Source organism: Undibacterium sp. Ji83W, from assembly GCF_049340385.1.
In the GTDB taxonomy this organism is placed as follows: domain Bacteria; phylum Pseudomonadota; class Gammaproteobacteria; order Burkholderiales; family Burkholderiaceae_D; genus Undibacterium.
Genome location: NZ_JBMPOZ010000014.1, coordinates 1 through 13798 on the forward strand (window position 1 = coordinate 1; position 13798 = coordinate 13798).

A 13798-nucleotide genomic window follows, 5' to 3' on the forward strand; every position below is an offset into this window, starting at 1 on the left:
TTGTTTTACCAGCGAATACGGTGGCGTATTCTGCTTGTTTGGAGAAGCTGTCGGCGATTTGACCCAGTGTCAGGCCTTGGGCCATCCAGTACGTCAGACCATTTGGGTCTGCAGGACGGTTGAAGTATGCGATGTAAAGCTTTTGGATATCAGCAGCTGTATTAGCCATTTAAGAACTCCTAATTTAATTAATTTAAAAAGTGCGAAGCTTGCTTTTTAGGCACTTACTCGCGTTACGGCAAGCAGATAATCGCAGAAGCACCCAATCGAAGATGTGACTGAAATCACATTTTCAAAAAAAAGCAAAACTTAACAACATTTGGCTTGTATTTCGAAATTTTTCATTTGCTCTGCAGAAACAGCTTTCAAATGAAAAGCCTAGATATGACTTTGCCAACCTACAATTATAAGGCCTGACCCGAAGTAAACCAAAATGAATATTTCGTTACATCAAATAACAAAATCATTTACAAGCTTAAGTATTAACCGACATAGCAAAGCAAGCAGGTCAAGACAATGACCCAATCGGAGCTTTTAAGTTCAAGCTATATATTATATGTACAACATCATTCGCGAATTTTATCGGGCTTTCTTTATACAAATACAAAAGGGCTTCCGTAGAAGCCCTTTTGTATTTCAAAGACAGAATTAAGCAATATTTAATATTACTTATTAATTACTTGCAGATTACCTATTACTGCTTACCCCAGTTTGTCACTCCATACACCATGCGAGTACCATCTTCGTTCAATTTTGACTGGAATATATAAGCTGCCGTACCGCCTTTTTCATTGGTCACAACCCCTTGTATAGCCATATTCGCGGCAGGTACATATTGATTTGTGCCATATAGGATACCCGTACTGGTAACTGTTCCTTCACCTTTCAAGGCGAATTTTTCGCTGCCAGAGATCACATCAAATCCCGTGGTAAATGTTGCCTTGGCAAAATCCAGCTGCAATTTGGCATTTTCCAGCTTGGCGGCTGACTCCAGACTCTTGATATTATCTACGACAACAGCCTGACTATCTTTCAAGGCAAAGCCCATAGAGCCTGTAGTTGGTACTTGCCACTCTGTATTTTTAGCCTGGAAAATAGCAAAGTAAGCATTGGTACCACGTGCTGAAGCCCCGTTCTGGTCTTGCTTGGTAATATCAAAGTCAGCTTTTTGACCGAAAAGTTCAAACCAGCGTCCCCAGATAATGGTATTCGTCAATACCGCATTATTGCCATTACCTGCGCCAGTATTATTTGGCGTTTTATTGGCATTGGAAGCCAGGACCTGCTTGACACCACCAACCTTGTTGGGGTCAAGATTAGGATCAGTTGCGGCAGGAGCTACCAAAGTAGTACTACTATTATTAGCTGCAGTCTTGCTACCCGGCTCATCTGCCCTTGGAGGAGCAATGGCATCTGGCGTCAAACCTGGGGCTGATTGCAATAATTGCGGCTTGTTCTGGCCTTTATTGATCTGCAATAAAACACCTTGCTGACGGGCGAATAACTCGGCAGCGGCAACACCTTCACATGGGCCTGCGCCTTGCGGTGAGCAAGAACCACTGAAGCCACTGACAACGATGCCGCCATCCACCACGACCACACGTGTTGTATCTTTGTCGGTAAAAACCGTGAAGTCCGTACCACGCACACCGATAGCAGCAACTGGTGTATTAAAGCGGAAATTCTGCCTTGCCTGTTTCACAGCATTACCCGACACACTACGTGCCACACCAGAGATCAACTCCAGTTTGACGCGGGTATTGGCAGGATTCTGTTTATCGACATGATAATTGACGATGCGCGCTTCGCTATTCGGACGCACAATCAACAAACCATCATCTATGGTTTTAAAATAAATATAACCGTCAGCTCCGGTTTTGATACTGGCACCTTCCGCAACAGCACTATCAGCAATTGCCGGTTTGCCATTAATTTCAACATTTCCCCATACCTGAGAAACCTTCACCGCGTCCTCTGCGAATGCCATCGCAGGAATCGCCAGCATGAATGCCAGCGTCCAACGGACCAGCGGACCTAGCATATTCTCTGTTTTACTCTTCATATTCATTCCTCGCTTGCCTGAGAAACCGGCAAAGACTTTCACACCGGGCACACATTGCTCCGGCTTATACCGATTTACACCTGCTCATATTTTCATCATTATCCACTGATATGCAAAAAATATTGTGACGGCGATCACAATTTACAATTTCAGGCTACTATAACAGTTTTTTGCTAAGGCATTGAAATCAGAAGGATTATCATGGACATGCAAAGTGATAGCGGATAAGCAATTATTCTCGTCCAGACCATGCTTTAATTTATTGCCACCACGCAAAAAGATGTTCAAGTTTCAACACATTTTATTTAATCCGGCTTATGATGCTGCCAAAATCATTTTGATTGATATGAACTTCCCGATCGCCTCATTGCCCAGTGAATAATTCAACGGACCTTCTTACACAATCATGAGGCCTGTGTCTGAGTTTTTTTTGCGTATTTCTGCCACTACTTATTTGTGGCTGATGATAGCCATCATGGCTGTTGGCTTGTGCGCGCTGAATGAATGCCTGCCAGAAAGTCATCGCCCATTACCAGGCGATGAGTGGCTCAGGGACCAGTTCGTGCAACTACGCGCAAAACACCAGGCAGAAGACCGTCTGGCATTGATCGATATTGATGACCATAGCATTTCCGTATTAGGTGCTGCACCGTGGCCGAGGGAACGTATTGCCGATCTGATAGAAAAACTTATTACTGAGTTTGATGTACGTGGCGTCGCCCTGGATATATATTTTGAAGAACATAAAGATACAGTAGGAGACCAAAGACTGGCAGCACTCGCTGCACATGGCCCGGTGGTATTGGCTCAGGCATTTGATTTTGACAAAAACAAGCAGACCCCGGCGCGCAACGGCCAACTGACGGGCGGCACACCAGTTACGGCATTCAGCCAGGCAGAGCGTGCCAGCATGGCGCAAGCCACAGGGTATATTGCGAATCATTCTGGCCTCAGCAATGCGCGCTACATCAGCAATATCGGGTTTGTACCTGACCCGGACGGAACTTTACGACGAATTCCGGTTCAGACTCGCTTCGAGGGAAAAGTTTATTCTGAATTATCACGTGTCTTGCTGGAGTGCTGCTCAAAGATGCGCAAAGATCAGTTGTTTGCACACAAGAGCCGCTTTTCAGATGTAGATGAAAATGGATTTTCACGTGTTGAGTATAGCCGCACACTGTCTTCGTATGAAGTCGTACCTGCCCTGAGCGTATTGCAAGATACGACACCGCTGGAAGCTTTGCGCGGCAAATATATCATCATAGGCTCGTCTTCTCTGGCTTTGGCAGACAGGGTACCAACTCCCTTATGGTATTCGACCAGCGGTTTTCTGGTGCATGCTCAGGCGCTGAGTACGATGCTGGACGAGCATGAAGGCAGAACCTATGTAAAGTGGCCAGGGCGCTTGATGGCCATCCTATTTACAGTGCTGACTGCAGGAATGGCGATGTTCATGTTCCCGCGCTTTTCTGCCTTGTCAAATACCCTGATGCTGGGTCTGGCTTCAGTGGCGTGGGTAGCACTGGCTTATCTGGTGGTAGACCACGATATGTGGTTTTCTCCGGTCGGCCCCTTGGCAGCGAACTTTTTTTTATTGGCAGTTGCCGTTCCTTTTGGCTGGCAAACTGCGCAGCGCAAATCAAGAAGGTTATTAGGAACCCTGCAACAATATGTAGCCAAAGCAGTTGTACAGGAATTATTACGCAGTGATTTGAAAGACCCGCTGGCACCAAGACAATTGCATGTCACCACTTTGATTGCGGACATGGAAGGCTACACCAGTCAGGTAGAAAACTTGCCCATGGAAGAAGCAGCCAGCCTGACGCGTGAATTTCTCGAATGCCTGACCGGCCCCGTGCTGGCCAAAGGTGGCACCCTGGATAAATACACCGGCGATGGCCTGGTGGCATTTTGGGGAGCGCCGCTGCCAGTGGAAAATCATGCGGATCTGGCCGTGGATGCAGCAATAGAAATTGTCAGGAACGTCAGAAACTTGAGTGCCCAATACGAACAACAAGGGAGAAAAAAGATTAGAGTCAGAATCGGAATAGAAAGTGGTATTGCGATTGCAGGAGATTTTGGCAGTTCCTTCCGCAGCATCTACACCGCAGTTGGCGACAGTGTAAATACAGCTTCACGCCTGGAGGATGCGGCACGTCACTACCCGCATGACATCATCATAGGCAAAGGTACCGTCGATGGTTCAACCAGACATCAGTTCCAGCCTCTGGGCGAACGTCTGCTGAAAGGTAAGGAAAAACCGACTACCATCTACACGGTAGAGGTCACTGCATGAGGAAGATTCACAAGATAGCCCATCAACTACCATTGCTAATGCTGTTGCTGGTCTTTGGCAGTGCTGTCGCAAAAGCGGACAATGAAGCTCAAAGTGAAGACCTGTATCTGGAAGCCTTGAAAGCCATCAGCGAAAAACGCAATGATGATGCCAAAGCCATGCTCAGCACCCTGATAGAGAAAAAACCCCTGCACGCAGGCGCATGGCTGGATCTGGCGATGCTACAGTGTAAACTGGGCAATAAGGAAGAAGCCGATAAAGTTCTGCTAAAAATGCGGCAAAATCTGCCTTTATCAGAAGATCAGCTATATAAACTGGAATTATGGCAACCCAAAAACTGTATTCCTGCGGCACCCGAGAGGCGCATCGCCGTATCTGTAGAAGCTGGGTATGACACCAATGTGAATCAGGGTGCCAGCAATCCCTTTTTCACTTTTGGTAGCGGCACTGAACAAATAACCTTGCAGCTTTTACCTGAATATCAGCCCAAAGCAGACAGGTTTGCCAGTTTATCTGGCAATGTATCGCAAGAAATCAGCAATAACGGCACTCTGGGTTTCGCCCAGATGCGTCTCCGCAGCTATGACAGCCTGAGCGCATATAACACGCTGGCGCTTGCCGTCGGTGTAGAAAAGCCATGGAAATGGCGAGACTACAGCATCAGGGGCACTGGTCTGGTCAGCGCGCTAAGCCTGGGTGGCAAGCTGTATCAAAAACAGGAAATTGTACAATTGCGTCTGTCACCACCAGTTGGACAAGGCAGCCCCTGGCGTTTCAGTACTATTGCCGGATTAACCAATGTGCAGTATCCGACTTTGGGAAACTTCGACGCGCATACTTGGGAATTACGTGGCTTGCTGTCTTATGAAACTGAAAAATACCAGTTGCAAGCTGGTTTGGCAGCGATGGCAGACCGGGCTCATTCAGATCGTCAGGGTGGGCACAGGACTGGTTACTATGGAAATTTGAATTTGAGACGGCAATTATTCCAGCAAAGCGAGCTGGAATTAGGCTGGAGCAAACAAATATGGCAAAGTGCTGAAATTTACTCGCCCAATCTGATAGATGTAGCAAGGCGACAAGATCTTCAGATCATCAAAGCCGGACTAAATTGGTATTTCACAGACAAGCAGTCGCTACAACTGGAATTCCGGGCGATAAATAACAAGGAAAATATCTCCATCCTTCAATACAATAGCAAGTCGGTACAATTGAGCTGGCAATGGCAGAATTTTTAAATTTGAATTTTCATGTCAGCATCACCATTTGTCATCTATGAATCAGGAAATATTGAAAACGAATGAGGAGCCATCACCATTGCAAGTCATGGGTTCTTCACAATTGGATTGACCAATGACGGTATCAAATAACGAAGTCGCTGTTATTCACAACAAGGCACCGGGTGCGGAGTCGCAAGCGCCCTTGCCTGGGCAATTGCAATTAAATATACCCATTCAGACCAAAGTACAGGTCAAAGTCAACCAGATCACGGTCAACTTGCGCAATATCCCCCTGCTAATGGGGCTGAGCGATGAAGACATGAACAAGGTCAAGGGTGACATGCGCGTGCGTCACTTCAACAAACGGGATGTGGTATTGCAAAAAGGTGGTATCGGTGACAGCCTGTTATTTTTGCTCTCAGGACAATTGCAAGTCGTCGATGTCACTGAAGATGGCCGCGCTATTGGTCTGCGCATGCTCAAGGAAGGTGATTTCTTTGGTGAAATCGCCATCATCAATGGCACCCCGCGTTCAGCCTCGGTAGTTGCTCTCAGCAACGTGCTTGTCGGCTTTTTACCCAGCGCCACGGCATTGCATTTGTTTTCACACTCGCCAGCCATGGCGAACATGATGTTGCGCCATCTGGCCGAAAAAATACAACGCGATTCTGAATTCCGCGCCTTGCTCAGTATAGGCAATACCTCACGCCGTATTTACGCCTTCATTGCCTTGTTCAAAAAAATCATGCCCGGCAATCTGGAAGTCATAGAAAACCTGCCTACCCATCAGGACATTGCCATGATGATCAACACCAGCCGCGAAACCGTTACCCGCGCGCTCTTGCATCTGGCCCAGCAAGGTATAGTCGAAAAAGACTTGCATCGTCTGATCATACGCAAACCCGACGAGCTGCAAAAACTGGCGCTGGGCGCTACCGTGTGACAACAGCCGCACACCTGAAACAGTGCCAAGCTGCCCGCCATGCTATTTAATTCCTTTGGATTTCTGTTCCTTTTCCTGCCCATCACTCTGGCAGTATGGTGGCTATGCAAGCATCAATGGGGCATAAGACCGGCTTTAGGCTGGCTGGTGCTGGCTTCACTGGTATTTTATGCAGTCTGGGATGTACGTTACCTGGCAGTACTCCTGAGCTCGATCAGCATCAATTTCTGGCTGGGTGGTCGTATCTTGAAGGCCAGGCAGCAAGCACTGGATCTGCATGCAGCAAGATGGATGAAGGCTGGCATAGGCTTTAACCTGCTGGTACTGGGTGGTTTCAAATACACCTATTTCTTGCTCGCCAATCTGTTTGCGGCATTTCATGCGGCACCGCCGATAGACCCCATCGTCCTGCCACTGGCGATCTCGTTTGTCACCTTCCAGAAAATCGCCTATCTGGTTGATTGCAGGCGTGGCGATGTACGCAGGCATAATGCGCTCGACTATCTGTTTTTTGTTTCTTTTTTCCCGCAACTGATTGCCGGCCCCATCGTGCATCACAAGCCCCTGATCGCGCAAACCAGGGCAGATGACAATCCCCTGTTCAGACAAAAAGAAGCACTCATTACCGGTGCCTGTTTTCTGGCGTTGGGCTTGTTCAAAAAAACCATACTTGCAGACAGCATGGCACACTATGCCAGCCCGGTATTTGAGCTGGCCAGGCAGACGACACCGGGCGGCGAAGCAGCATGGCAAGCCATGCTGGCGTATACCCTGCAATTGTATTTTGATTTTTCTGCGTATTCAGACATGGCGATAGGTCTGGCGCTGATGTTTGGCTTCAAGCTGCCTGTCAATTTTTTCTCTCCATATAAAGCCACTTCCATCATCGATTTCTGGCGGCGCTGGCATATGACACTGTCCAGTTTTTTGCGCGATTATCTGTACATACCCCTGGGCGGTAATCGCCACGGCCAATTCATGCGCTACCGCAATCTGTGGCTGACAATGTTACTGGCAGGTGTATGGCATGGTGCGGGCTGGAACTTCTTTTTGTGGGGTGCCTTGCATGGCAGCATGCTGCTCATCAATCACTTCTGGCATCATGTACTGGAAGGCAGTTCAGCCTTGCGCAAACTCTGGGGCAAGTTACCTAAGTTCGTTTCCATCTTCATGACCTTCGTCCTGGTCGCCTTCGCCTGGGTACTGTTTCGTGCACCCGATATGGCAAGCGCAGCCCACATGTATGCGGCGCTGTTGCAACCGGCTTCAGGCACACATCTGCCCGTCCTGCCCTGGCAAAATCTCGCCCAAGTCGTTGAAGGTTTGCTTGGCACTTCACCGGATGTCGGCTGGCTATGGATAGGCATAGGCATGGCTGTCGTCTGGCTTTTGCCAAACACCACGGAATTACTGAATTACGATCCCAGTCCAAATATCGCCATCACGCCACTCAGCGAAAAAAGGCAAATCGCTTTGGGCATCATTGCAGGCATCTGTTTGTGGTTTGCACTGAAATGGATGGCCGTCCGGCCAGCCACAGAATTTTTGTATTTTAATTTTTAGGCGGACAAGGATATGAAAAAATTCTTGCTCGCTTTGACTGGCAGTTTCCTGGCTCTTAGCCTCTTATGGGTAGTCGGTATCAAATATCAGTTGGGCTCGCCGACTGCCAGTTCACGCTGGGTCTATGATGCTTATCAACATAAAATCCACGCAGCACAAGAAATCAAAACGCCACGTGTATTGATCGTGGCAGGTTCAAACGCCATGTTTGGCATAGATTCAGGCATGCTGGAAAATTACTGGCACAAGCCCGTCATCAATCTTGCAGTGAATGCCGGGCTCGGTCTGCCTTATATACTGGATGTATCGCGTCGCGTCGCACGCCCCGGCGACACCATACTCATGCCCATGGAATATGCGCTCTATCTCGACGAGGGCAAAGCCAATTCACAGATTATCGACTATGTCATGGCCAGGGACCTCGATTACTGGCGCAGCCTGTCACGCATTACTCAACTGCAGTATGCGGCAGGTTTAGGAGCAGATCGCTGGCTACATGGTCTGCGGCATTTGCCAGACGGCCCGGTCACCAGCGGCACTTATGGCGCCCATCATCTCGATGCAAGAGGCGATCAGACTCACACCGGCGCGGCAGAACGCAGCGCTGGTGATATCGCCGCAGTCAAAGCCACCAAGGCCTGGGATTATGCGCATAGAGCAACCACAGAAACTGGCGGCTGGAAGCTCATGGAAAATTATGCGCAATCGGCCAAGGCAAATAACATCTGCCTGATCGGCATGCCCACAGTCCTGCTGCATCATGCCAAATACGATACAGATGCAGAAGACCTGGCCTTTTACGCAGGACTGCCAGAACGCATGAATAAGCTAGGCATAGAATATCTTGGGAAGCCGAAAGACTTCATGTATCCGGAGAGCTGGTTCTTTGATACTGACCATCATCTGCAAGACTGGGCCAGGCAAAAGCATACTGCAAAGCTGATCGCTTTACTGCAAACACCTTCTCAGGCAGCTTGTGGCCGACCATAAAAAACGGCGGAATATATCCGCCGTTTTTGTGCGTTCAGATGCGACCTATATCAATATCCAATGCATTCGCAATCCCATCAATCGTATTCAACAAGCGTTGTGACAAGGCTGGCCATTGTCTGGTGGCAGTCCAGGCTTTCGCCTGTATTGCTTTCTCTTTCAGCCTTTGCCCATCATGCAAAATTGCGGTGATGCCTTCAGCAATATCTGCAGGTTCCGTGCCAGGCAAGACATGCACCGCATCTTTGACATCATCAAAAATCGACAGCGGCGTCACTGCAACCGGGCGGCCAGAAGCCAGACCCATACGTACTGCTGCACTCGAAGATTCCTGCGTTTGCTGATACGGATAAACAATCAGGTCTGCCTGTTGCAGCCATGACTGGCTGATTTCATCTGTCAGATAATCAGACAGGAAAGTCACATGCGCATCCAGTCCGGCTTCAAAAATCAAATGACGGCACTGATGGTATTCATGGTCAGACAAGCCGGATGGATAGAGTGAATTCACCAGCAACAAGTGATAATTTCCACCCTGCCCGCGCAATTTTATGAATGCCCTGATCAATGCCTGCACGCCCTTATGCGGCAACAGGAATCCATAAGCGGCAATCACAGTCTTGCCTGCCAGACGCGAAGTATCCACCCTGGCTGCAGCATGCTCCAGCGTCGGCATCAGGCCCTGTGGGAAAAACACCAGATTATCCGCAACGCCCAGGTTCTTGAGGCGGTTCATGTCATCCAGACCATGCACGAAGATACGGTCAGCCAGCTTCAATTCAGCAGCAATCGTAGACAGGCTGATCAGTCCATCTTCTCTTTGCACATCCGCGGTCGAATGGAAAAATACATGGATGGCCTTGCCGTCTTCCTTGACACGCCTGATCAGGCGCGCCATGGCTGCCAGTGAAAAGAAACCGAAATTGTATTGAACAACAATCACATCCAGTTTCTGCTCCTGGATCATCAGCCAGGTATGCTCCAGATCCTCGTCCATGTTGGCATCCCAGCTGCGAATGACATTCTCAGCATCGCGTGCCGTTCTTTCGGGGATATGGCTGCTCAGATAAACTACCCTGTCCTGCGGCATGCCAGCAGTCAGGAAAGATGAATAAGAAGCGATACCACAACGCGCATTCCAGCTACTGATCCAGCCTATGCGTGGCTCCTTGCGTAACAGCGGCTGCTGTTCAAGTGCAGCAATTGCCTGGCGAGTTCTGCTGGCGACATCTGACCACGCGTAGTGCGTCGATATAAACGCATGCGCCGCAGCAGTTTTGCTGGCAATGACATCTGCCGGGCTGGCATGTACTTCCCGCATCAGCGTTGCCAAATGATTGACATCGGGGTCAGCCCAGGCTGAATGCGTGGAACTAAAATGCGAAGTTGATTTGGCGAATTGATAATCACAGAGCCAGACCCTGCTGTCGTCGCAGAAATCCATCTGCCCGCTCCATGCGGTAGCAATCACGGGCAGTTTCAGCCACATGGCTTCTGCAATCGGCAAGCCATAACCTTCACCACGACTAGGCGCAACCAGCACATCGCATGCCTCATACAGGCCACGCATTTGCGCCTGGCTGTAATCATCCATGATGATCAGCACATGCGGGAAATCCGGGTCAGCGGCCTGCAGCGCCGCCAATTGTTCAGCCACATCATTATGTGGATTGGGGAAAGTCTTAATGACCAGGCTGACATCATCACTTGCCCTGAAAGACTGTCCATAGGCAAGCAGCAAAGCGTCCGGCCCCTTGCGCGGGAAACAGGATGAGACATGCAGGAAGCGATAAGTCTTGAGACTATCCAGTACAGCATGCGGTACCGGCAACGCAGCAACACGCATGACATGATCAACACCATTGCCAACAGCAGCAATCGGCACACGTACGCCATTGTCACGCAAGACTGTGCCGACAAAGCGCGACACCACCAAAATCAAATCCAGCTTGCGGTTGAATTCATTGACAAACTCTTGCGGGAAACCAGTCTCTTCCCAGCCATAAGAATTCACTACCCTGACGCGCGCCTGCATATCATCCAGCGTTGGCGGATAGCAATTGCGCAGGGCCAGGTCAGGCATGTTGACTGCCTGTTGCGATACCGTTTGCAATTCAGCGATATCGGGATTGGTGGCCAGGAAATCTACCGAGGCCACGAAATCACCATAACCTTCACGGCTGCGCAAACCCAGTTGCACAGTCCCGTCCTTTTGGGACGCCAAGGCACGCGCCAGTTCACGGTTGACAATAGCCAGGCTATAGCTAGAGTCGAAAGGCCCCTCTATTTGCCACAGAGGTTTTTGCTGTTCATTGTTAGCTATTTCCTCTTGAGGAATTTTTGCGCCCAACTTTTGCAGGAATCGCTGCAAATCTGTCTCAATTTTCTGACGCGAGAATCGCTGGATATTTTGTCGCTGGCCCGCAATAATGCGGCGGCGCAAAGCAGGTTCCGTCAAGAGCATGTGCACATGCGCGGCGCAAGTTGCCGGGGTCACGTCAGCATCCAGCAAGATACCTTTCCCACCCATGGTGGAAGTGACGCCTTCAGTAGCACGCGCAATCACTGGCACATCATGCAACATGGCTTCAATAAGCGGCATGCCAAAGCCTTCATGCTCGCTGAGGCTGACATAGGCGTCTGCATTGCGGTACAGGGCCAGTAAATCTTCATCAGAAATTTTGCCTGTCATCAGCACCTGCGCATCCAGCTTCAATTCAGCGATGCGGGCACGTACTTCCTGCTCATACGGCATGCTGGTGACACCACCCGCCAATATCAGGCGCACTGGCTGGCGAGAGAAATGGCGCAATTCATCCAGCATGTCCAGCAATTGCAACTGATGCTTATGCTCACACAGACGTCCGACAAACAGAATATTGTACGAGTCACGCAAACTGTTCATCAGCGCCGTGTTATAGCTGTGATGCTGCCAGCGTGTCACATCGACAAGTAGGGGAATCGTCGTTACATCTGTATGGCCAGCGGCACGCAACTCTGCACTGTTCAAATCAGAGTCGCCGATGGCGGCCTGAAAATCCTGCGCCCACAAAGCCAGTTGCTGCCTGCCCAGGATGCTTAATTCAGGCAGGCCATTGTCAGGTAAAAACTGCGGCGGCGTGATGTTGTGATACACCAGCACCTTGCGCGCCTTGATGTCTTTGAGCCAGGCGCAATTGTCATAGCCCAGGCTGTGATGCACCAGCAGGATGTCATCCTCAGCAAGCTGCAATTCACTGTAGTGCTGCACTTCATCACGCACTTCATCCTGCACCAGATCGCAATAAATGGCAGAAGTAAAACCCATCTCGCGCAATAGCTTGCGGGTAAAGAACATGCCATTGCTGACGCCGTCACCTCTTCCGCAGGAAGGGCTGAATTGATGTATCTGCATCTTATTTACGACCTATGACTGCGTAATCCTGGGCACCGAATAATTCCTTATTGAGCAGTGCTTCAACCTCAGTGCCACCGTGCAGCAAGTGATCGTCAGGGTAAGGATGCAAACGCAGAATTTCTGCATGGCTAAAGCCACGCTGACGCGCCATGAATTCAGCCACCTGCGGCACAATAGGATGCAAATGGGTAGGGTCAAAATAGAAATTGCAGGCACCCACCTTGAGGTTTTCCGGATTCGGCGTTTCAAAAATAATGACCCCGCCTGGGCACAATGCATGGCGTGCTGCATCAAACAAGGCAATCAATTGCTCGAACGGTAAATGCTCTATGATCTGGAACCCCGTCACCGCACCTATGCTGCCTGCAGGCTGTTCGCGCAAATAGGCAATGGCGTCGGCATGGCGACACAAAAAGCCCTGATCCAGACAAGCGTTGACCATGGAGATATTCATGTCCACGCCCATGGCAGGTATGCCCTGCTCATCGAGCAACTCCAGCCATTCACCACGGCCACAACCGACGTCAATGACGAACTTGCGTTCGTCTTTTGCCTGTTCACTGATATGCGCCAGATAGGGCAGATACACTTTCAAGCGCTCCTTGATATCGGCGCGTGAACCACGGAACAAGGCTTCAAATTCCAGATAAAACTGATCCTGGTCAAAATCACTGGCAACTTTGGCTACAGACTGGCTGGTGCTGGCAGGAACAAGCTGATTTGCTGGCTCCGCAGTGGTCGCAACAGCTTGCTCGAGCTGCTTGGTACCATTTTGCAAACCCGCACGCATCATCAGATTCATGGAGCGCAACTGGCGGCCTATATGCAGGCGGTCCAGCTCCATGAGCCTGTTGCCAATATCAAGTGCATCGTATTTTTCAAGGCGTATGGCGAGTTTTTGCTCTTCCATGCGCAGAATTGTTTGCTCCTGGCTGCGCAACTGCAATTGCAGGCCATCAATTTGCTTTTGCAAATTTGTCAGTGCAACTTCAGTCTGGAAGCGGGTGCGCGGCAAACGCAGCAATGCCTGGCACCAGGCCAATGCATAACCCAGGCCTGGTATCGAACGCAATTTCTGGCGCAAGCCTTGCGGTGGTGCTGACACTTCAGCATTTTGTTGTGCAATATCTTGCTGATTCAACATGATTTCCCTTGCATCATCCTGCCCTGCCCCCATCTCCTTAGAAGGAATGTTGACGGGTGTTGAATGCTTCCTGCTTTTCAATATCAAACTGGTCTTGTCAGCCAGTTGCTGTGCTTCGCATTCAGATTTGTTCTGTGTTGCCATATTCGCCATATAATCCGGATGTTTTATTCATAATTGGCG

8 protein-coding genes are annotated in these 13798 nt (G+C 49.6%); 5 read left to right on the forward strand and 3 right to left on the reverse strand.

Annotated elements, in window-relative coordinates:
* Positions 1-694: 694 nt before the first annotated feature.
* Complete coding sequence (locus tag ACO0LD_RS20820; RefSeq protein WP_423010094.1) at positions 695-2062, reverse strand: FecR family protein; 1368 nt, start codon at positions 2060-2062, stop codon at positions 695-697.
* Between the two features lie 415 nt (positions 2063-2477).
* Between ACO0LD_RS20820 and ACO0LD_RS20825 the strand changes: the two genes are divergently transcribed.
* From ACO0LD_RS20825 to ACO0LD_RS20845, 5 genes are all read left to right on the forward strand, one after another.
* Entirely contained in the window at positions 2478-4358 is a 1881-nt protein-coding gene (locus ACO0LD_RS20825) for a CHASE2 domain-containing protein (RefSeq protein ID WP_423010095.1), read from the forward strand.
* Positions 4355-5596, forward strand: coding sequence for a tetratricopeptide repeat protein (locus ACO0LD_RS20830; RefSeq protein ID WP_423010096.1), 1242 nt, complete (start codon positions 4355-4357; stop codon positions 5594-5596). The genes ACO0LD_RS20825 and ACO0LD_RS20830 overlap by 4 nt, the downstream gene beginning before the upstream one ends.
* Before the next feature lie 115 nt (positions 5597-5711).
* The gene (locus ACO0LD_RS20835; protein ID WP_423010097.1) at positions 5712-6521 is read left to right on the forward strand and encodes a Crp/Fnr family transcriptional regulator; all 810 of its coding nucleotides are present in this window, start codon (positions 5712-5714) and stop codon (positions 6519-6521) included.
* Positions 6522-6560: 39 nt separating this feature from the next.
* The gene (locus ACO0LD_RS20840; protein ID WP_423010098.1) at positions 6561-8084 is read left to right on the forward strand and encodes an MBOAT family O-acyltransferase; all 1524 of its coding nucleotides are present in this window, start codon (positions 6561-6563) and stop codon (positions 8082-8084) included.
* 12 nt (positions 8085-8096) lie between these two features.
* Complete coding sequence (locus tag ACO0LD_RS20845; protein WP_423010099.1) at positions 8097-9074, forward strand: hypothetical protein; 978 nt, start codon at positions 8097-8099, stop codon at positions 9072-9074.
* A 34-nt stretch (positions 9075-9108) separates the two neighbouring features.
* On the opposite strand, the gene ACO0LD_RS20850 is transcribed toward ACO0LD_RS20845, so the two are convergent.
* Both ACO0LD_RS20850 and ACO0LD_RS20855 read right to left on the reverse strand, forming a co-directional pair.
* Positions 9109-12468 (reverse strand): glycosyltransferase family 4 protein, encoded by a 3360-nt coding sequence (locus tag ACO0LD_RS20850; protein ID WP_423010100.1) that lies wholly within the window; start codon positions 12466-12468, stop codon positions 9109-9111.
* Position 12469: 1 nt separating this feature from the next.
* On the reverse strand, positions 12470-13759 hold the full coding sequence (locus ACO0LD_RS20855) for a class I SAM-dependent methyltransferase (RefSeq protein ID WP_423010101.1): 1290 nt from the start codon (positions 13757-13759) through the stop codon (positions 12470-12472).
* Positions 13760-13798: the final 39 nt, after the last annotated feature.

Excerpts from the sequence above, each read along its gene's own strand:
- ACO0LD_RS20855 (WP_423010101.1), bottom strand. The coding sequence starts at position 13,759 with ATGGCAACACAGAACAAATCTGAATGCGAAGCACAGCAACTGGCTGAC.
- ACO0LD_RS20850 (WP_423010100.1), bottom strand. The coding sequence starts at position 12,468 with ATGCAGATACATCAATTCAGCCCTTCCTGCGGAAGAGGTGACGGCGTC.
- ACO0LD_RS20830 (WP_423010096.1), top strand. The coding sequence starts at position 4,355 with ATGAGGAAGATTCACAAGATAGCCCATCAACTACCATTGCTAATGCTG.
- ACO0LD_RS20835 (WP_423010097.1), top strand. The coding sequence starts at position 5,712 with ATGACGGTATCAAATAACGAAGTCGCTGTTATTCACAACAAGGCACCG.
- ACO0LD_RS20845 (WP_423010099.1), top strand. The coding sequence starts at position 8,097 with ATGAAAAAATTCTTGCTCGCTTTGACTGGCAGTTTCCTGGCTCTTAGC.
- ACO0LD_RS20820 (WP_423010094.1), bottom strand. The coding sequence starts at position 2,062 with ATGAAGAGTAAAACAGAGAATATGCTAGGTCCGCTGGTCCGTTGGACG.
- ACO0LD_RS20840 (WP_423010098.1), top strand. The coding sequence starts at position 6,561 with ATGCTATTTAATTCCTTTGGATTTCTGTTCCTTTTCCTGCCCATCACT.